Below are 19,039 nucleotides of genomic sequence, written 5' to 3' on the forward strand. Positions count from 1 at the left end.
TCTGGTGTTCAGTTCTCGCATGCCCGCCACGACCTATCGTGACTGGCATAGATTTTTTATAACACGACAGGCATACTGATGCAAGGGGCATTTCTTCCAGCAATCAAGGATGGCAACTAAGGAGCGGACTATCGTGGCACTCAATCCGAACACAGGTGGCGTGTATGCGATCTCCGTCGCGGCAGAACTCGTCGGCACAGGCCAGCAAAACCTCCGGCTCTACGAACGCAGGGGGCTGCTGGAACCGGGGCGCACCGAAGGCGGCACGCGCCGCTACAGCGAGGAGGACCTGGTGACCCTGCGACGGATCGCGGAACTGCTCGGCCAAGGGCTCAACCTCTCCGGCATCCGCCTCGTCCTGAGCCTGGAGGCCGAAAACCAGGCACTCCGGGCAAAACTCTCGAACACGACCGCCAACCCCGGGGCCGCGCCACGGCAAACCCGGAACAAGACAGGCAACCCTGCGCTCCAATAATGGCCCGGCCAGTGGCCAAAGCCGGGGAAAACGTGTCCACATGGTGATGCGCCAGTGCGCCACATTCCGGTGGCGCGGGAAACTTGGCCCGCGAAGGGGCCACGGTCATGCTCAGCCACCCCGCCGGGGTCGGGACCTTCAGGCAAGATCCTTCGTCGTCGATGTTCAGTGTCGTCGATGTTCAGTCTTGAATGGCTGCAATGGCTGCCATAAACGTGGGAGTGACCTCCGCATCCCGGACGACATGCCCGTAGAAGCTGTCACACTTGGTGCAGAAGTAGTCAACGTCCCAGAAGCCCTCCCCGCGGCGCATACGCCACCGGGCTCGCTCAACGAGAATAAACTCGTCTGTACCGCACCTCAGACACCAGATCCGATCAACAGGGGATTCCTCGACCTTTCCCAGAAATTTCGGATCCACCTTTGAAGAGCATCGATTGTCCATTTTGACTCACCCCTTGCATCAGGCCGCGCAGTCCAAAACAGAAGATGAAAAGATGCCCCATAGTGTAATTCCGGCATCGTCAATCGTCCAGCAACCGATCGGCATATCAAGCCCGAGGCTTCATCGACATCATTTGCTCCCAGGGCCCACGACCACCCACGGGTAAACGACGGATTTCGACGGTTGTCACCTGCAAGACGGTTGTCACCTGCCAGGAGGACGGAACCACGGCAGTCCACATTTTTTGCCTCGTTCGTGGGACCACCTGTTCAGCCAGCCATGGGACCGTCCGGCGAGTGTGTTGCGTGTTGCTGTGGAGACCGCGGGTAGGCGCGTTGCGTGCCCATGTACTTACTGTGAATGGTTTTTCCTTTGGGATCCTGACGTTGTTCGTTGGCGGCGCCAGGTTGACGACAGCCCTTGATTGGAGCGTCCCCGGCGGCTGCCAGAGTGCATGGATCATGACGCACCAACCGCGATCCGTGATGCACCGGTCCGGCCGCGACCGGCTCAGGGGGCGGGTCGAAATGGACGGGACCTTCAGCGCCGGGCCCACATTTCGGCCACCGGCGGTCAGTGCATGTGCCTCAGGATGTGCCAGGCCTCGCGGACCGCATAGTAGACAATGACCAGGCCTGCCACGGGATCGGCCCACCACCAGCCCGCCAGGTCGTCGAGCAACACGCCGGTCAGCACGGCCGTGGCCAGGAGACCGTCGATGAACGTCACCCGGCCCTCGGCTGCCAGCACCGGGTTTCCGAGCGTCCTGCCGGTGCGTGCCTTGCCGGCCGCCAGGGAAAACATGGCCACCGCGGTGATGGCCGTCCAGCCAATCCCCTGCGGGCTCGGCGCGGCGCGGTGCCCCAGGACGAGCGCGGCACCGGATTGAAGGAGCAGATACAGGGCCAGCGACAGGAATGCCCCCGCAATGAGTTTCAGTGCGATCACCTGCCGCCGTTCACCGCTGCCTGACAGTTCCCAGATCACCACGGTGCTGGCACCGATTTCGATAAGGCTGTCCAGGCCAAACCCCGCCAGAGCCACGGATCCGGACGTAATCGAGGCAAGCGCAAGTACGACGACGCCAATCACGTTCCAGCCCAAGGTGATCCCCTCGAGCGCGAAGCCCCGGCGGCGCAGCCGGCTGGCGTCCGCGGCCGGCACGGCCTCAGGCGGCACGGCGGGCCACCCCTTCGCGGGAAGGTGCTCCCACCAGGCCGGCCGTCAAGGTGGAGCACGTCATGAATCCAAACTACTCCACCCCACGTCCAATGGAGATTGTTGTCCCGTCCCGACTCTGCATGCCCTGGACGACAGCCGGCGAACAATGCTGGATGTGCTCAGGGACGGCCCCTCGCAGGCGTCGACGCCTGGCCCGGCCAGTACCGAAATCTGTGGGGCAGCGCATGGGAGCCCTGCACACCGAAATTGACGCAGGAAAACACGGGCACGGGAAGACACCATGACAACCCAGCACCACGGCAGTGCCGTCGTCGGCAGCATGCGCGCGGAGAACGGCAGGGGAACGATCAGGAGGGAGGATGTCTACGACACGACCATTGCGGATTTGTGGTCGGCATTGACCGAACCCGAACGGCCTGCGCGTTGGACCGGCGACGTCTCGGGAGACCTGAGGGCCGGCGGAACGATGCGGGCCAGGCTCACCAGCGCCTCGTAAGGACCTGCCCTGGTGGACGACTGCGAGGAGCCCCAGGTGTGACGCCGCTGACAGGGAATGACAGACCCTCCCACGGCATGGGCGAACCGACGTAGCGTAAGTAGTGTTGGATATTCGCAGGGAACCGCTGCTGCGGACCTCCCTCCCCGATCACCCCCTCCCATCAATACCAGGAGAAACCATGTTGACCGTCAACGCCTACGCCGCCCCGTCCGCCACGGGCGCACTCATCCCCACCACCATCGAACGACGCGACGTGGGTCCGCACGACGTCCTCATCGAGATCAAGTTCGCCGGCATTTGCCATTCCGACATCCACACGGTCCGCGGCGACTGGGGCCCGCAGGGCTACCCGCTGGCGCCGGGCCACGAGATCGCCGGCATCGTCACCGAGATCGGCCCGGAAGTCACCAGGCACAAAGTCGGCGACCGGGTGGGCGTGGGCTGCATGGTGAACTCCTGCGGCGAGTGCGCCAACTGCGTGGCCGGCGAGGAGCAGTACTGCCTCAAGGGCAACACCGGCACCTACGGGGCGGTGGACCGCGACGGAACCATCACGCAGGGCGGCTACTCCACCCACGTGGTCGTCACGGAGAACTTTGTGGTCCGCATTCCCGAGGGCCTGGACCTGGACGTCGCCGCCCCGCTGCTCTGCGCCGGCATCACGACCTATTCGCCGCTGCGGCACTGGGGCGCCGGGCCCGGGAAGAATGTCGCGGTCATCGGCCTGGGCGGGCTGGGCCACATGGCCGTCAAGCTCGCCCACGCCATGGGCGCCACGGTCACCGTCCTGTCCCAGTCGCTGAAGAAGCAGGAGGACGGGCTGCGCCTCGGCGCCGACCACTACCGCGCCACGAGCGACGAAACGACCTTTGCCGACCTGGCCGGGAGCTTCGACCTGATCATCAACACCGTCAGCGCGGCCATCGACATCAACGCCTACCTGCAGCTCCTCGCGCTCGACGGCGCACTGGTCAACGTGGGTGCCCCGCCGGAACCCCTGCCCGTGCAAGTCTTCTCCCTGATCGGCGGGCGCCGGTCCTTTGCCGGGTCCGCGATTGGCGGCATCCGCGAAACGCAGGAGATGCTCGACTTCTGCGCCGAACACGGCCTCGGCGCCGAGATCGAGGTCATCCCGGCCGGCAAGATCAATGAAGCCTACGAGCGCGTCCTGGCCTCGGACGTCCGCTACCGCTTCGTGATCGACGCGGCCACGTTCTAGGCTGGCGGGGTGGTCGGCGGACGCCACGGAATGGACGACGCCGCCACGCCGGCTCCCTCGCGCCGCCCACCTGGCGGCGGGAGCCGGCGTCGTCGGCGCCCTCAGCCCGGGGGGCGCTCCGCGAGCCGCCTGGGGCTGGGGTAGGCGTCGCGCATGTGGTCGCTGGTGAGGAAGTCGGCGACCCCGATCATCAGGACGGCGAAGATGATCTGCTCCACCACCATCCAGTAGGGATACAGGCCCGGGATGGTGGCCACCACCAGGGTGATGACGGGGAAGATCTGGCTGAACAGCCGCAGCCGCTGGTAGCCCCAGTAGTAGCCCTGCCCGGCCCGCCAGGCGAAGAAGAACAGTGTCAGCGTCATGAGCAGGACCACCACGCCGCGGAACCACACGGCGAAGCCCACCGGCGTGCCGCGGGTCTCCAGCACCAGGGCAATGAGGATGGCGCTGAAGCCCACCAGCACCTCCAGTCCCAGGATCCAGTTGACCCAGCGGAAGGCCCTGCGGGTGCGCGGGTGCACGCGCGCGGTTTCCTCGATCGCGTAGTGGCCGTGGCGCCCGCCGGCCAGTTTGTCGATGTCCAGTCCGAACACTTTCAACGCTGTCATGGGATCAGCGTAGCGGCAGCGGGGCTGGTCCATTGTCACGACCCTGGCTGTTAGGCCATTGTCCGGCGGCCCGCTGCCACAGGTACTCGCGGACGACGGGCTGCGGGGCCGCCTCCGCCGCGGCGGCAAAGGCTGCCGCCGCCTCGGACGGACGGCCGTCGCGCGCCAGCAGCTCCGCCCTGGTGGCCAGATAGGGCTGGAAGCTTTCGACGGCGGACGCTCCGGCCGGTCCCTCTCCCTCGCGTAGGTCGCGGAGGGCGTCCAGCGCGGACAATCCCGCGGCCGGCGATTCAGTGCTGCCGATGACCGCCGCCAGCGCCACCCGGGCCCCGAGGCTGGGAGCGACCGCCTCGAGGGCCGTGTACAGGGTGCGCAGGGCAGGGCAGTCGGTCCGGCCCGTCCTTGCGCGGTCGCAGTGCACCGCCTGGATGGCAGCTTCCATTTGAAAGCGTCCGGCGGCTCCGCCCGCAGCGGCCCGCCGCAGGTGGGCCCCGCCTTCGGCAATGAGCCGGGCGTCCCACAGCGAGGTGTCCTGCTCTTCAAGGGGGATAAACGGTCCGCCGCGCGCAGGCGCGCGGGCCTGCGAAAGCGTTATCAGGGCAGCCAGCCCCCACGCTTCGGGCTCGGTGCGCAGCAGGGCGGCCAGTGTCACCGCGAGGTAGAGTGCCTCGCCGGCCAGGTCCTCGGCGTCGGATCCACCGGGCACATCCGGGGCGTCGGCGAAGGACAGCGCATAGCAGCCGTAAATGGCTTCCAGCACGGCGGGCAGCCGCCCCGGCATGTCGGTCCTGCCCGGGACCGTAAAGGGGATCCGGGCTGTCTTGATGCGCTTCTTGGCCCGCACCAGCCGCTGCGCCATCGCCGTGGCCGGGACCGCAAAGGCGGCGGCGATCCTGGCGGCGTCGAACCCCAGAACCACCTGCAGCATCAGCGGCGTCCGGATCGAGGCGTCGATGGCAGGGTGGGCACAGGTGAACAGAAGTTCCAGGCGCTTGTCGCCAATGGCGTCAAGGTCGAGATCGTCCAGGGCCGCCATCGCGGGACCTCCTCCCAAGGCTGCATCCTCGAGCGGGCGCGTCGTCCTGCTCGAGGCCGACTTCCACGTGTCGCGCTGCCTGTTGCGCGCCACCGCGAGCAGCCACCCTTCAGGATTGGCGGGGACGCCGCCGGTCGGCCAGCTGACCAGCGCCTGTTCAAAGGCGGCGGAAAGCGCGTCCTCCGCGAGCGAAAGGTCGCCCGTGGAGGCGGCCAGCAGGGCCACGAGGCGGCCGTAGGAGGCCCGGGCCGCGTGCTCGGCTGCCTGCCTCGCCGCGGTCCGCGCCTCCGGGGACGTCATGCGTTGGGCCTCCAGGCACCGTCCACGGTGTAGGTGGCCCCGGGGCGGACCTCCACGGCGCCCCAGTCCACGGACGGGGCCTTTCCCGCCCACTCGATGGCGGCGTCCAGGTCCGCGACGTCAATTACGAACGTCCCGCCCAGCTGCTCCTTGGTGTCGGCGAAGGGTCCGTCCTGCACCCGCAGGGCGCCATCGGACTTGGTCAGCGTGGTGGTGCTCGACGACGGCTGCAGGACCTCGGCGCTGATCAGGACGTTGGCCTGGTGCAGCGCGGCGGCGTAGCTGCTGAAGGCCCGCTGGCCCGCGGCCAGGGCCTCCTCGCCGAGTGATCCGGCGTCCATTTCCGGGTAGTGCAAAAGCAGTGTGTAGCGCATGGTTCATTCTCCTTGATCGGGGCGATGCCGTCCACGGGCGGCATCGCATCTTGTGCCAAGCACGACGGCGGCGGGCTTGCCCGGTGGCCGTGCTTCGCAAAGATGACGATTGGACGGCAGCCTGATCGACACCCCGGGGTGAAATCGGGAGAACCTGAAGAAAACAGCACCACTTTCAGGTGGCTCGGCGGCTGCGTGCCGGGCACCGGGCAGTGCCCGCCGGAACCAAGCCCATCCCGGTGGCCCCTGTCATCGCATCGGCGGGCTGATCCGCACGGCCCGACGTCTCACGCGCCGACGACCGCCGCGGCACCCACCTCGGCCGCGAGAAAGCCGCGGACGTCGTCGAGCTCGGAATTGTTGATGCTGTGCGCGAGCCCCGGGTACACGCGCTCCACCAGCGAGGTGTGGCCTGGCAGGAACTCGGTGGTGCGGGCGATCGCCACGGGGGCGATGACCCTGTCCTGGGCGCCGCGGCCCCAGAAAAGCGCGGGCAGGGCGGCGCGCAGGGCATCGTCTCCCGGCTGCGGCGCGCCCAGCACGAAGCCGCCCAGGACCACGGGGGCCAGCACGCGTTCGGGCCGGGTGCGCAGCAGCTGGGTGGCCATGAGCCCGCCCTGCGAGAACCCGATGGGCACGATGCGGGCACCGGGGTCCACATTGTCCTCCACCCAGGCCCAGACGGCGTCGGTTGCCTGCTCCACCGGGCCGGCGTCGGGGACGCCGGGCGTGGTGATCTGGAACCACGCCGCCCCGCCGTTGCCGAGCTCGATCGGTGCGCGGAGCGATGCCCAGGGCAGGTTCAGGCCCAGCGCGGGGGCCAGGGAGGCCAGGTCGTGCTCGTGGGAGCCGAAGCCGTGGAGCAGGAGCACCACTGCCCCGGGAGCAGGTTCGGCGGTCCAGTCGGGCGGGCGAAAGTCGCGCAGCGTGGGGGTCATGCAATCTCCTTGGGAGCGGGAATCCGGACTATTGGCCAGTTTCAAGGTACACCAACTACTTGTAGCTTCAACTATTTGCTCCGAGGCGGCCGCCGTGTTTCTGCGGGCGGCCCGATCCGGCCCGTCCGTTCCGGCCCGCCCGTGCCCCTCAGCCGCCCATCCCGGCGCTGACGGGCACCAGGCCGACGGCGTTGCGGCGGTGGACCTTGGCGGGCACCCTGTCGAAACCCTTCGCGTCCAGGTTGTTGCCCAGGCGGTACGCGGACAGGGCCTGGTCATAGAGGCCGTTGAGCCGGGCGCCGGAATATTCACCCGTGCTGCCGTCGGTGAAAATGATGGAGATGGCCATCTTTTGCGGGAAGTGCCGGCTCATATGGATGAAGCCGTCGGTGTCCTGCCGGAGGGTGAGCATTGTCGTGCCGCCTTGTCATGGTGAACCTCAAGTGTCCCCCATTTCCCTGGGCTCTCAGGCGGCGGCATGCCCGGCGGCGTCGGAGTCGCGGCAGCAGGTGCATCCAGCCACCTCTATCGTTACCGTTTTGTGACAGAGGCTGCCCGTCACCTAGAATCAGTGACTGATGCCAGCTATTCATGAAGCCCCAGACCGGACACTGTCCATGCCGCAGCACGGACCAATCTTTGTCGACGCATCCGGTCGGCGCCTGCGGCGGATCAAGGTCATGGGCCTCGGGGTCCTTGGGCTGGCGGCGGGTTATGTCGTGCTCCTGCTGGTGGCGTTCATCGCCGGGCCGAATTCCGCCGCACCCTTCCTGCCACTGGGCGCCGCACCCGCCGCTGCACGGGCAGCGGCCCCGGCCGCGACGGCTGCCCCGGCGGCAACTCATCGCCCGCCAACTGCAGCGACGGCGTCATCCAATGGGGTGGCGCTGCCCGTCGGTGAACGTCAATTGGCGGCAGCCCCCGCCGTCCAGGGTCCGGACGCCACGTCCGCCGTGACCGCCGCCCCCGCAGCGCCCCCGGCTGCGAGCCCTGCCACGGGCGCCGCCAGTCCCACGCCCCAGCCCGCGGCCCCCACCTTGCCGGCCGCCGCCCCGAGCGCCCAGCCCACCGCCCCGGGCAAGAGCGGTTCGGCCCCCGGCCGGGCCGCCCGGCCGTCCCCTCCCCTGCACCCGTAAGCGTGCGCCGCCAGACCAGCCGCCGGAACAGCACCAACACCCCCGTCAGCGTCAGGGCCCACTGGCTGGTCCTGACGGTCGTGATCCTCGCCCTGGGCGTTGCCCTGGTGGTGCAGGGGTACATGAACCACCTGGCCGGGATCGGCGACGACTCGGTGGCGGGGGGCAGTTCCGCCAGTGCCGTCCCCCACGCCGTCTCGCGGGGCGGCCCGGTGGTGGATGCCCGCGGCGGGGCCGTCCGGACCGTCAGCCCGCCGGACCGCACGCTTGCCCTGACCTTCGACGACGGCCCGGACCCGGTCTGGACCCCCAAGATCCTGGACGTCCTGCGGAAGCACCACGTCCACGCCACGTTCTTCGTGGTCGGCTCAGCGGCCATCGACCACCCCGGCCTGGTGCGCCGCATCGTCGCCGACGGCAACGAGCTCGGCGTGCACACCCTCACCCACACGGACCTCGGGAGCGCGCCGGCCTGGCGCCGCCAGCTTGAGGTCCAGGGCGCCCAGAGCGCCATCATCGGCATCACCGGCCAGGCCGCGTCCCTGCTGCGCCCGCCCTACAGTTCCGAGAACAACGCCGTCACCAACGGCACATGGTCCGCCATGCAGGCCGTGGCGGACCAGGGCTACCTCACCGTGCTGAGCACCATCGACAGCGAGGACTGGCGACGTCCCGGGGTGGCCGCGATCGAGCGGAACCTCTCCCCGTCCGGCTCCCGCGGACAGGTGCTCCTGATGCACGACGGCGGCGGGAACCGGGCACAGACGGTCGCCGCCCTCGACTCCGCCCTGTCCCAGTTTGCCGCGAAGGGGTACCACGTCACCTCGGTGGGCAGCGCCGTGGGCATTGACAGCATGCGTCCGGCCACGACGGCGGAGAAGGCCAGCGGCACGGCCTTCGTCTGGGGCATCCGGCTCAGCGACTTCATTGTCACCGCCATTACCTGGGCGCTGCTGGCAGCAGGAATCGTCACCTTGATCCGGGCCCTCCTGGTGGTGGGCTTTGCCGCCAGGCACCGGCGCGCCGCCCTCCGGACCAAGGCCGCCGGCAGCGGCCGGCGCCGGGTGGACGTGCCGGCCCGCGAGGCGGTCACCGAGCCCGTCACCGTGATTGTCCCTGCATACAACGAGTCGGCAGGCATCGAGGCCGCCGTTCGGTCCATCGCCGCCTCGAGCCACCCAGTGGAGATCATCGTCGTGGACGACGGCTCCACCGACGGGACTGCCGACGTCGTCGACGCCCTGGGACTGCACGGCGTCAAGGTGATCCGCAAGGAGAACGGCGGCAAGCCCTCGGCGCTGAATGCCGGGCTGGAGGCGGCCAGCCACAATCTGGTGGTCATGGTGGACGGGGACACGGTCTTTGAACCGGGCACCGTCCACTCCCTTATCCAGCCTTTCACCGACCCGCGGGTGGGTGCGATATCGGGAAACACCAAGGTGGCCAACCGCGGCGGGATGCTCGGTGCATGGCAGCACATTGAATACGTGGTGGGCTTCAACCTTGACCGGCGGCTGTTTGACGTCGCGGAGTGCATGCCGACCGTCCCGGGGGCCATCGGCGCCTTCCGCCGCGATGCGCTTGCCGGCGTCGGCGGGGTCAGTGACGACACGCTCGCCGAGGACACGGACCTGACCATGGCGCTGTGCCGCGACGGCTGGCGCGTCGTGTACGAGGAGGACGCGCGGGCCTGGACCGAGGCGCCCGCCACTCTGGGCGCGCTGTGGAAGCAGCGCTACCGCTGGTGCTACGGCACGCTGCAGGCCATGTGGAAGCACCGCGGGGCGATGGTGCAGGGCGGGCAGGCCGGCAAGCTGGGCCGCCGCGGACTGAGCTACCTCCTGGTCTTCCAGGTGCTGCTGCCGCTGTTTGCGCCCGTCGTCGACGTCTTTGCCGTCTACGGGCTCATCTTCCTCGACCCGGTCCGCATCGGGGCGCTCTGGCTGGCCTTCCTGCTGGTCCAGTGCCTCATGGCGGCCTATGCCTTCCGGCTGGACAATGAACGGCTCCGGCCGCTGTGGACGCTGCCGCTCCAGCAGTTCGTGTACCGCCAGCTCATGTATCTGGTGGTGATCCAATCGGTGGTCACCGCCGTGGCCGGCGTGCACCTGCGGTGGCACCGGATGGAGCGGTACGGGAGCCTGCGCGTTCCGGCGGGGGGCCAGCCCGCCTCGAACCCGGCCGCCACTTCACCGGAGATTTCGGGATAGCGGCTTCGCAGGCCGCCAGCTACGCGCCCTCCCACAAGGGCTGCGCCACCTCGAGGATCAGCCCCTCCGGGCCGCGGATGTAGCCGAGGCGGAAGACGTCCCCGTAGTTCACCACCTCCCCCACCAGCCCGTAGCCGGCGGCCGCGGCCTTCACCACCACCGCGTCCACGTCCTTCACCTGGTAGGCAATGTGCCGCAGGCCGTGCGCATTGGAGGGCAGCACCTGATAATCCGCGGCCGGCGCAGGCTCCATGAACTGGCTGATTTCCATCTGGCCGCTGCCGTCCGGCGCGCTCACCATGACCATCTTCGCGTGCGCGCCGTCCAGCCCGATGACCCTGTCCATCCACCGCCCGCTGACCTCCGCGGACCCCCGACGGACAAACCCCAGATCCAGGAAGAACTGCACGGCCGCGTCCAGGTCGTGCACAATGAAACCCATGTGGTCGAACGTGATTCCTTCCATCCCGACAGGCTAAAACACCGTCCCGGCCGTTGGGAAGGATGGGATGCACGACGCCGTCACCCCCTCGCGCGGGCGGGCGGCGGTCCCCGCCGGGACGCCCCCCTACTTGAGCAGGTCCACGTCCGAGACGAGCTCGATATGCGCCTGCATCGCCGCCGCCGCAGCCTTGGAATCCTTGGCCCTGATGGCTTCGGCAATACTCCGGTGGGAAGCCAGGGATTGTTCTGGCCGGCCCGGCTGCCCCAGGGACTCCATGCGCGTCTCGAGGACCATTTCCGCGATGAACGTCATGAGCTGTGCCAACACCGCTGAATGCGCCGCCGCCGTGACGGCCTGGTGAAAGAGCTCGTCGCCGTTGAGGCCCTTGCCGCCGTTGGCAATCTCGGCCGCCATGACGTCCAACGCCGCATCCATCGCCTCCATTTCGCTGTCCGTGCGGCGCGCGGCCGCGAGGCCGGCAAGCTTCACCTCAATGGTGCTGCGCGCCTCCACAATCTCGGGGAGCCGGTTCCTGTGCTCCCGCAGCCCCTTGATGACCGTGGCAATGCTGGGGCGGTAGACCAGTACGGCGCCGTTGCCGTGCTGGACGTCGATGACACCGAGCACTTCAAGCGCCACGAGCGCCTGGACCAGGGTGGCCCGGGACACGCCCAGGCGCTGCGCAAGCTCCCGCTCCGCAGGAAGCAGATCCCCCGGCCCCAGCTGGGCAGACTCAATGTACCCCAGCAGCAGCGTCACCAGCTGCTCGTACAGGCGCGGCTTAGCCACCCGCCCCAGCGGATCTGCCTCTGCCGCTTCGCTCACCATTGACTCCTCATGACGTTCACCTGTCACCAAGAATACATGCCGGCGGTATTGACAAAGTGACCCAGTGCGCTAGAGGCTAGTCCAGTGGAATGGTTAGCTACATCACATTCGGTCCCACCGGGCGCCCAGCCCGAATCATCAGAGCAATGGAGTTGCAATGACAGTTCAAGAAGTGACCCGGAAGCAGGCTGCGCGGCGGGCGACCGTGGCCAGCGTGGTTGGCACAACAATTGAGTGGTACGACTTTTTTCTTTACGGGACGGCGGCAGCCCTGGTCTTCCCGCACCTGTTCTTTCCCGGCCAGTCCGCCTTTGCCGGCATCCTGGCGGCGTTCGGCACCCAATTTGTGGGCTTCGTGGCCCGCCCCGTCGGAGCGGCCATCTTCGGCCACTTCGGCGACAGGATCGGACGCAAGACCACGCTGATGGCCACGCTGTTCCTCATGGCCTTCGGAACTGTCCTGATCGGGCTGCTGCCCACCTGGCAGAGCATAGGTGTGGCCGCCCCGGTGCTGCTGGTGCTGCTGCGCATCATCCAGGGAATCGGCGTCGGCGGCGAATGGGGAGGTTCGGTGCTGCTCAGCATGGAATGGGGCAAAGAGGGACGGCGGGGCCTGTCTGCCAGCTGGCCCCAGCTGGGAGTCCCCCTGGGGCTGGCACTGTCCACCGGCGTCGTCCGCCTGACATCCGGATTGACAGGCAGCGCGGGCTTTGCCGCCTACGGCTGGAGAATCCCGTTCATCCTGAGCATCGTCCTGATCGGGGTGGGCGTCTGGGTGCGGGCCCGGGTGGTGGAGAGCCCGGAGTTTGAGGCCATGCGGAAAGGGCAAAAGGTGGTCAAGAATCCCATTCTTGAAGCCATCCGGCGCCAGCCGCGGCAGATCCTGCTCTCCGCCCTGGTCAGGACATCCGAGCAGGCACCGTTTTACCTGTTCATCACCTTCGTCCTCACTTACGCGGTCAAGCACCTGAAACTGGACAGCAACTCCATTTTGGACGACACGCTCATCGCGGCCGCCCTGGGGCTCATCAGCATCCCCGTCTTCGGGCGGCTCTCGGACAGGTTCGGCCGGCGGAAGGTCTACGGGACGGGCATCGTGTTGACGGCCCTGTTCGCCTTCCCCTACTTCGGCTTGCTCAACACCGGCAATGCCCTGCTCGTCGCCGTTGCCATCATCATCAGCCTGGCGCTGCACGACATGCAGTACGGCCCGCAGGCAGCACTCATTGCCGAGGGCTTCGACGCGGACATCCGCTACACGGGCGCAGGCCTGGGCTACCAGCTGGCGAGCGTGGTGGCCGGCGGCCCGGCGCCGCTCATTGCCGCCGCCCTCCTGGCGCACTACGGCAACTCCACCGCCATTTCCGTCTACATCATCACCTGCGCGGCGGTCAGCATGGCCGCGCTGATCCTGCTTCCCCGGGCCGCGGGCGCCCTGGCGGGCACCACCCCCGAGGCCGTCAGGAGCGCCGCATGACGATTCACGGAGACCAGCTCGACGACGGCGGGGCCCTGGCGGACCTGGTGGTGCTGGACCTGACCCGCATCCTGTCCGGCCCGTTCGCCACCATGACCCTGGCGGATCTTGGCGCGGATGTCATCAAGGTCGAACAGCCGGGGCACGGGGACGACACCCGCCAGTGGGGGCCGCCGTTCCAGGGCGAGGAGGCAGCCTACTTCCTGTCCGTCAATCGCAACAAGCGCAGCCTGGCCGTTGACCTGAAGTCCCCCGACGGCCTTGCCGCCGTGAAGGAGCTGGCATTGAAGGCGGACGTGCTCGTGGAAAATTTCCGGCCCGGCACGGCCGCCCGCCTGGGCCTGGGCTATGACGAACTGTCCGGCCTGAACCCGGGCCTGGTCTACGCCTCCATCAGCGGGTACGGCCAGACGGGGCCGGATGCGCACCGCCCCGGCTACGACGCGATCGCCCAGGCCCGCAGCGGCATCATGAGCGTGACCGGCGAGGCGGCCGGGCCGCCTGTCAGGGTGGGCGTCAGCAGCGCCGACCTCACGGCCGGCATGTGGGCCGCCATAGGCATCCTCGCGGCGCTTCACGAGAAGGGCCGCACGGGGCGCGGCCAGTGGGTGGACATCAGCCTGCTGGACGGTTCCGTGTCCTGGCTGACGTACGTGTCCAGCGGCTACTTCGCCAGCGGCCGCACGCCCCGGCGCCACGGATCCGCGCACCCCACCATCGTCCCCTACCAGGCGTTTGAGACGGCCGACGGATTCGCCATGGTGGCCGTGGGCAATGACGGCCTGTGGCGGCGCTTCGCCCACGCGATCGGCCGATCGGACCTCGCCGCGGATCCACGGTTCGCGGGCAATCCGGACAGAGTGGCGCACCGGGACGCCCTCATCCCCCTCCTCGAGGGAATCATGCGCACCCGGACCACGGACGAATGGATCAGGGAGCTGGATGCCGCCGGCGTGCCCGTCGGCCCCATCCAGACCGTGGACCAGGCACTCGCGGATCCGCAGGTCATTGCACGCGGCATGGTGGCGAAGGTGCAGCACCCCACGGAAGGGGAACTCAGCATGGTCGGCTGCCCTGTCAGGCTGTCCCGGACCCCCGCCACGGTCAGGACGGCCCCTCCCCTGCTGGGCCAGCACACGGACGGCATCCTCGCCGGCCTGGGCTTCAGCGGGAGCCGGATCGCATCCCTGCGCCAGGAAGGGGCGGTCCAGTGACGCCCACCAGCCAAGTGGACCTTGACACCGTCACCCCGGGTGGCGAAATAGCTTTGGGTGGCGACGGTCCCGTCGCAACCCTGACCCTCGGGACGGGCCAGCGGCTCAACGTCCTGCGGCGGGACGATTGGGCCGCCCTGGAACGCGCGGCCGTTTCGCTCGCAAGCCGCGAGGAGCTGCGGGCGGTGGTGGTCCTGGGCCGGGGCGGGGTGTTCTGCGCGGGCTCCGACCTGCGGGAGTGGGACGGGGCCACGCCGGAAGACGTCAGCGCAAGCTTCGCCGGCATGGAAGCCGCGCTTCAGGCCATCGAGGACCTCCCGGCCCCCACCGTGGCCGTGGTGGAGGGCTTCGCGGCCGGCGCCGGCTGCCAGCTGGCGCTGGCCTGCGACCTCCAGCTGGTGGGCCGGTCGGCCAGGATCGGCATGCCCATCGGCCGGCTGGGCCTGCTGGTCCCGCCCACCTTTGCCACCCGGATGTCGCTGCGGATCGGCCCCGGACGGACCAAGGATCTGCTCTACGGCGGCCGGCTGCTGGCTGCGGGCGAAGCCCACCGCATGGGCCTCATCACCACGGTGGTGGACGATGGCGCCGTCGATGCCGCCCTGGCCGAACTCCTCGCCCACTGGGACGGACTTTCCGCCGCATCCCTGCGGGCGTCCAAGGCCGCGGTGAATTACGGGCTGGACGCGCTTGTGCAGCCCGCCCGGCGCGCACCGCAGGGACGTGCCTGCGACCCCTCGGAGTTTGCGTGGCGGCTGGACACCTTCCTCCACCGCCACCGGACACTCCCGCCGAGGTAGCGGAACCGGGTCGAGACCGCCATAAATTTCTCGCGGTATCGGCGCGGACCAACTACCCGACTACCTCAGCGCTGGAAGCACGACGCTGGCCCTCCCCTCTCGTGGGCGGGCAGCGGTCACGCCGGGGCCGGGTGGGCGGCGGCCCCAGCTACAGGGATCGGACCGAACCGGAGCGGTGCGAGAAGACGCTAGATTGCCGTTGCATGAAGCAGCGACCAGCTGTAGGCAAACGCGTTGATCAGGGCCAGCGTGCCCAGGCCGTACCCCACGGCGAGTGCCATCACGGCCAGCCAGCGGCCCCTGCACCCGCGCAGCTTGATCTGGTTCAGCGAAACATGCCCGGCTCCCACGGCGAAGACGGCAAGGACGCCGATACCGAAAGTCGTCATGCCGGCTGCGGCAACCGCCGCCAGAATTACGGCCACGACCGACAGTTTGTTCAGCCGGCCGGCGTCCGGCAGGGCTGGCATGGCATTCGCACTCATGTGGCTCCCCTTGCCTCGTCGATAGGAACCAAGTCTAGGCGAATCCGCTTTGGCGAGACGGCGGCATCACGACGAGACCACATGGAATCTCCCGCTGTCTCGACGCGGACCCGCTGCCTCGGCGGTCGAGGCAGGACTCCGCCTTCGACTGGCGTCGACGGGCGCGACAACTCCTCGATGGGGTGCCCCGGGACCATTGCATTGCATTGCGTGACAATACATATGTATCGTTGTGCAATACGGAAAGTCCGCTAATGAAATGGAGGCTGATGGTGGATTTATCGGCACCGTTGTCGTCATTCATGAATGGCTTGGACGCCGTGGCCCTGCGCGTCGTGGCCAGAGCCGGCACCGGGCTCACTGGTCGACAGGTTGCGCGTCTCGCCGGGACAGGAACGCCTGCCAACATTCGGCTGGCCCTTCTCCGACTCGTCGAGATAGGCCTCGTCTCGGCAACTCCTGCACCCCACGCAACCATGTATTTAGCCAACCGCTCGCACATCCTCTGGCCAGCCGCCGAGCTTGCCATGAACGCACGCCAGGAATTGAACCGGCGCATAGCTTCGTTTGCTGCCGCGAGCGCTCCGGTGGGCGTTACTGTTGCCTTGTTTGGCTCCGTGGCCCGGGGCGAGTCGAACAAGACGAGCGATGTTGACCTGCTCGTGGTTTTTCCCGATACCGTTCCGCTTGATGACCGTGACCAATTCGTCACCCAGTTAAGGAACAACGTCCAACTATGGACGGGGAATGACGCGCAGGTTTACGACCTCACTGATTCTGCGCTGGACGGGCAGCGCCGGGAAGGCGATCCAATCATCCAGAGTTGGGCTTCTGACGGGATTGTAGTCTTCGGGAAACGCAGACTGGGGATGCGGAAGGCCGCATGAACGCGCGGATTAAGCGGATGACAGTAGCGGAAGTTCGCGTACGAGCCGAACATGCCCGTGATTCCCTACTCACCGCGCAGGCCAGGTTCGAGCCCGGAGGGCCCATGGCCTCGAACAATACTACGGGGCTGAACGCAGTGAACGCCGGGATCGCGGCGGCCGACGCCATTTGCGGCTCCAAACTCGGATATCGATCAAACGGCCAAGACCATAGGCAGGCGATTCAACTTCTCACCCAAGCCCTTCCCGAAAAGAAGACTGCCGCGAGAGACTTGGGCCGGCTCCTGGAAGCAAAGACTTTGACGTCCTATGGTTCCAGCCACATCACGGCGTCCAGGGCAAGTGAACTCCTCAAATACGCCGCCAGACTTGTCGATGAAATGGAGGCGGCCCTCTCCTCCTGACGCCTGCCACGCCCTCCACCGCGAAGGTACGCTTGGGGGGAACGCGCTGTTTCGCCTGGCCCGGGAGGGGAATGGACATGCCCACCTTTAAGGAACTCCACCACGCAGGAACCCCGCTGGTGCTGCCGAACGCGTGGGACCTCGGCTCCGGCCTGGCCTTTGCGTCGGTGGGCTTTCCCGCCGTCGGCACCACCAGCTTTGGCATCGCGGCGAGCGCCGGCATGCCCGACGGCGGTCGCGCCAGCCAGCGCGCCACGGTCGCTCTCGCGGGGCAGCTGTGCCGCCTGCCCGTGCACGTCACGGCGGACATTGAGGACGGCTACTCCGCGGATGCGGCCGCCGTGGCGGACCTCGTGGCCGAGCTGGCAGTGATCGGCGTGGCTGGTGTCAATCTCGAGGACAGCACGGACGGGCACCTGGTGGATCCGGCCGCGCACGCTGCCAAGCTGGCGGCCGTCAAGCTCAGCGCCCCGGGCGTATTCGTCAATGCGCGCGTGGACAACTTCTGGTTCGGGCAGGAGACAACGGTGGACGCCGTGCTGCGGCGGGCCCGCGCCTATGCCGACGCCGGGGCCGACGGCATTTTTGTCCCCGGCGTCGCGGCCGCGGGAGACATCCGGGGCATCGCGGCGGGGACCGCCCTGCCGGTCAACGTGCTGGCGCATCCCACGCTGACCGTGGCCGAGCTCGCCCAGCTGGGCGTCCGGCGCGTAAGTTCCGGCTCGCTGCCGTACCGGTGTGCCGTGGACGCCGCGGTGGCCGCGGCCAACGCCCTGCGCGACGGCATGCCGGTGCCGAAGGCCACCTCCTACTGGGACATGCAGGCCCGGCTGGAGGCCTTCCAGCAGGGCCCGGAGGCTTGAGCGGTTCCGGCACGTGGCCGTTGGCCGGCGTCCGGACCTCCCTGTGCAGGCGGCCCGCGGTGTTACTTCCCGTTGAAGTCGGCGTCGGTGATGTGCTCGGCCCAGGTGGTGGTCGTGGCCGGGTCCTCGGCGTTTTGCAGCATGGCGATGTGCTCCATGAAGCAGCCCGGCGCCGCGGCGTGCCAGTGCTCCTCGCCGGGCGGGGTGTAGAGAGTCTGGCCGGGGTGGACGTCGACGACCTTGCCGTCCCGGGTGCCGAAGCGGCCCACGCCCTGGGTGACGCGGATGTACTGGCCGTGGGCGTGGGAGTGCCAGGCAGTCCGCGCGCCGGGGGCGAAGCGGACGGTGGCCACCACCATGGTCTGGTCGCTTTCGTGGGGCACGGCGATGGGGTCGAGCCAGACGTCGCCGGAGAACTGGGCCGGCGGATTCTTGGCGGTGGGGACTGCGGGTTCGATGTTCATCGTCTGCCTTACTTGTTGTTGGTGAAGGGTTCCTTGGCCACGCCCATGGCCGCCCTGCCGTTTTCCACGGCGCGGCCCGGGTGGAAGCCCAGCTGTCCGGTGTTCCGGCCCGCGGCGAGCACGTCGTCGGTGAGCCCGGCGAGCCTCGGGCGAAGCCGCCTAACATGTTGCGGCCGCCGCCCACCTGTTGGGGTTGTTCAGTCGTGGGGTTCCTTCTTCCGGAGCTGTCGAGACTGGTCGGATGGTGCCGTGGGTCGGCGATGGCGGTAGACGTCGGACCGATGGTCGATGCGGTGAATGTGGATCGCCCGGGCCCCCCGTCCAAGGAAAAGAGAACCCGGTAATCGCCGCGTCGGGCCGTGCGCATCCCGGCCAACTCGTGGCTCAGCGGTTTGCTCAGCCGGTTGTGGTTGTCGCGGAGCGGGCCGGTGATGAACGCCGCAACAACGGCAGCTGTTCTTCCCGGCAACCGGTCGGGCCCGCGCATGGCCGGACCGGTTGCTTCGACCGTCCAGGGCGTTTCAGCAATCACTTCTGCGCCAGCCCGAACCGCGGGCGCAGCGCGTCACCGCCGGGTGCCCGTGTTGGGTGATCTGGATGATCTCGTGCGTGCTGCCTGCCTCCTCCACCAGTGCGGAGAGCTTGTCCTTGGCCTCGCTCAATGCCATCGACCTCATTCTCGTATTTTGGCCTGATGTTTGGGCTCTGACTAGCCTGGAATCTAGCCGATATACCCACTCCTACGAA

The 19,039-nt window shown here is 68.1% G+C and carries 22 protein-coding genes; 11 read left to right on the forward strand and 11 right to left on the reverse strand.

The window, feature by feature from the left end:
- The first annotated feature begins 133 nt into the window (after window positions 1-133).
- The gene (locus G6034_RS16730; protein WP_343038125.1) at window positions 134-475 is read left to right on the forward strand and encodes a MerR family transcriptional regulator; all 342 of its coding nucleotides are present in this window, start codon (window positions 134-136) and stop codon (window positions 473-475) included.
- A 1,018-nt stretch (window positions 476-1,493) separates the two neighbouring features.
- Here the strand turns inward: G6034_RS16730 and G6034_RS16735 are convergent.
- Complete coding sequence (locus tag G6034_RS16735) at window positions 1,494-2,099, reverse strand: cation efflux transmembrane domain-containing protein (protein ID WP_343038126.1); 606 nt, start codon at window positions 2,097-2,099, stop codon at window positions 1,494-1,496.
- A gap of 283 nt (window positions 2,100-2,382) precedes the next feature.
- Between G6034_RS16735 and G6034_RS16740 the strand changes: the two genes are divergently transcribed.
- Both G6034_RS16740 and G6034_RS16745 read left to right on the forward strand, forming a co-directional pair.
- Complete coding sequence (locus tag G6034_RS16740) at window positions 2,383-2,598, forward strand: SRPBCC domain-containing protein (RefSeq protein WP_176636253.1); 216 nt, start codon at window positions 2,383-2,385, stop codon at window positions 2,596-2,598.
- Between the two features lie 181 nt (window positions 2,599-2,779).
- On the forward strand, window positions 2,780-3,820 hold the full coding sequence (locus tag G6034_RS16745) for an NAD(P)-dependent alcohol dehydrogenase (protein ID WP_176636254.1): 1,041 nt from the start codon (window positions 2,780-2,782) through the stop codon (window positions 3,818-3,820).
- A 101-nt stretch (window positions 3,821-3,921) separates the two neighbouring features.
- On the opposite strand, the gene G6034_RS16750 is transcribed toward G6034_RS16745, so the two are convergent.
- From G6034_RS16750 to G6034_RS16770, 5 genes are all read right to left on the reverse strand, one after another.
- Window positions 3,922-4,431: a hypothetical protein gene (locus G6034_RS16750; RefSeq protein ID WP_176636255.1), complete on the reverse strand. Its 510-nt coding sequence runs from the start codon at window positions 4,429-4,431 to the stop codon at window positions 3,922-3,924.
- Window positions 4,432-4,435: 4 nt separating this feature from the next.
- A complete protein-coding gene (locus G6034_RS16755) occupies window positions 4,436-5,767 on the reverse strand; it encodes an RNA polymerase sigma factor (RefSeq protein WP_176636256.1) in 1,332 nt (443 codons plus the stop codon).
- On the reverse strand, window positions 5,764-6,141 hold the full coding sequence (locus G6034_RS16760; RefSeq protein WP_176636257.1) for a YciI family protein: 378 nt from the start codon (window positions 6,139-6,141) through the stop codon (window positions 5,764-5,766). Before G6034_RS16760 ends, G6034_RS16755 begins: the two co-directional genes overlap by 4 nt.
- Window positions 6,142-6,428: 287 nt before the next feature.
- Window positions 6,429-7,079: an alpha/beta hydrolase gene (locus G6034_RS16765; RefSeq protein WP_176636258.1), complete on the reverse strand. Its 651-nt coding sequence runs from the start codon at window positions 7,077-7,079 to the stop codon at window positions 6,429-6,431.
- Between the two features lie 148 nt (window positions 7,080-7,227).
- Complete coding sequence (locus tag G6034_RS16770) at window positions 7,228-7,491, reverse strand: hypothetical protein (RefSeq protein WP_176636259.1); 264 nt, start codon at window positions 7,489-7,491, stop codon at window positions 7,228-7,230.
- 166 nt (window positions 7,492-7,657) lie between these two features.
- Here G6034_RS16770 and G6034_RS16775 point away from each other — a divergent pair, with 166 nt between their 5' ends.
- Window positions 7,658-8,215: a hypothetical protein gene (locus G6034_RS16775; protein WP_176636260.1), complete on the forward strand. Its 558-nt coding sequence runs from the start codon at window positions 7,658-7,660 to the stop codon at window positions 8,213-8,215.
- Between the two features lie 2 nt (window positions 8,216-8,217).
- Window positions 8,218-10,425, forward strand: a complete 2,208-nt coding sequence (locus tag G6034_RS16780; RefSeq protein WP_343038128.1) for a bifunctional polysaccharide deacetylase/glycosyltransferase family 2 protein — start codon at window positions 8,218-8,220, stop codon at window positions 10,423-10,425.
- 19 nt (window positions 10,426-10,444) lie between these two features.
- Here G6034_RS16780 and G6034_RS16785 read toward each other — a convergent pair whose 3' ends face one another.
- Window positions 10,445-10,891, reverse strand: a complete 447-nt coding sequence (locus G6034_RS16785) for a VOC family protein (RefSeq protein ID WP_176636261.1) — start codon at window positions 10,889-10,891, stop codon at window positions 10,445-10,447.
- A 102-nt stretch (window positions 10,892-10,993) separates the two neighbouring features.
- Window positions 10,994-11,698, reverse strand: a complete 705-nt coding sequence (locus G6034_RS16790) for a FadR/GntR family transcriptional regulator (RefSeq protein WP_176636262.1) — start codon at window positions 11,696-11,698, stop codon at window positions 10,994-10,996.
- Window positions 11,699-11,855: 157 nt separating this feature from the next.
- Between G6034_RS16790 and G6034_RS16795 the strand changes: the two genes are divergently transcribed.
- Genes G6034_RS16795 through G6034_RS16805 form a run of 3 tightly spaced genes read left to right on the forward strand, consistent with a single transcriptional unit; the run spans window position 11,856 to window position 15,189 of the window.
- Window positions 11,856-13,175, forward strand: coding sequence for an MFS transporter (locus tag G6034_RS16795; RefSeq protein ID WP_176636263.1), 1,320 nt, complete (start codon window positions 11,856-11,858; stop codon window positions 13,173-13,175).
- Entirely contained in the window at window positions 13,172-14,389 is a 1,218-nt protein-coding gene (locus G6034_RS16800) for a CaiB/BaiF CoA transferase family protein (protein ID WP_176636264.1), read from the forward strand. Before G6034_RS16795 ends, G6034_RS16800 begins: the two co-directional genes overlap by 4 nt.
- Window positions 14,386-15,189 (forward strand): enoyl-CoA hydratase-related protein, encoded by an 804-nt coding sequence (locus tag G6034_RS16805; RefSeq protein ID WP_176636265.1) that lies wholly within the window; start codon window positions 14,386-14,388, stop codon window positions 15,187-15,189. The genes G6034_RS16800 and G6034_RS16805 overlap by 4 nt, the downstream gene beginning before the upstream one ends.
- A gap of 188 nt (window positions 15,190-15,377) precedes the next feature.
- Here G6034_RS16805 and G6034_RS16810 read toward each other — a convergent pair whose 3' ends face one another.
- Complete coding sequence (locus G6034_RS16810) at window positions 15,378-15,674, reverse strand: hypothetical protein (RefSeq protein WP_176636266.1); 297 nt, start codon at window positions 15,672-15,674, stop codon at window positions 15,378-15,380.
- A 269-nt stretch (window positions 15,675-15,943) separates the two neighbouring features.
- On the opposite strand from G6034_RS16810, the gene G6034_RS16815 reads away from it, so the two are divergent.
- The 3 genes from G6034_RS16815 to G6034_RS16825 all read left to right on the forward strand — a co-directional run bounded on the left by G6034_RS16815 (window position 15,944) and on the right by G6034_RS16825 (window position 17,828).
- Complete coding sequence (locus G6034_RS16815; protein ID WP_176636267.1) at window positions 15,944-16,561, forward strand: nucleotidyltransferase domain-containing protein; 618 nt, start codon at window positions 15,944-15,946, stop codon at window positions 16,559-16,561.
- Window positions 16,558-16,965, forward strand: a complete 408-nt coding sequence (locus G6034_RS16820) for a hypothetical protein (RefSeq protein WP_218064007.1) — start codon at window positions 16,558-16,560, stop codon at window positions 16,963-16,965. Before G6034_RS16815 ends, G6034_RS16820 begins: the two co-directional genes overlap by 4 nt.
- Window positions 16,966-17,042: 77 nt before the next feature.
- Window positions 17,043-17,828, forward strand: coding sequence for an isocitrate lyase/PEP mutase family protein (locus G6034_RS16825; RefSeq protein WP_176636269.1), 786 nt, complete (start codon window positions 17,043-17,045; stop codon window positions 17,826-17,828).
- A 62-nt stretch (window positions 17,829-17,890) separates the two neighbouring features.
- Here the strand turns inward: G6034_RS16825 and G6034_RS16830 are convergent, their stop codons facing one another.
- Window positions 17,891-18,292 carry a cupin domain-containing protein gene (locus G6034_RS16830; RefSeq protein ID WP_176636270.1) on the reverse strand — a complete coding sequence of 134 codons (402 nt, stop codon included), beginning with the start codon at window positions 18,290-18,292 and terminating at the stop codon, window positions 17,891-17,893.
- Window positions 18,293-18,813: 521 nt separating this feature from the next.
- A complete protein-coding gene (locus G6034_RS16835; protein ID WP_176636271.1) occupies window positions 18,814-18,969 on the reverse strand; it encodes a type II toxin-antitoxin system Phd/YefM family antitoxin in 156 nt (51 codons plus the stop codon).
- Window positions 18,970-19,039 lie beyond the last annotated feature (70 nt).

The organism is Arthrobacter wenxiniae (assembly GCF_013376105.1).
GTDB lineage: Bacteria > Actinomycetota > Actinomycetes > Actinomycetales > Micrococcaceae > Specibacter > Specibacter wenxiniae.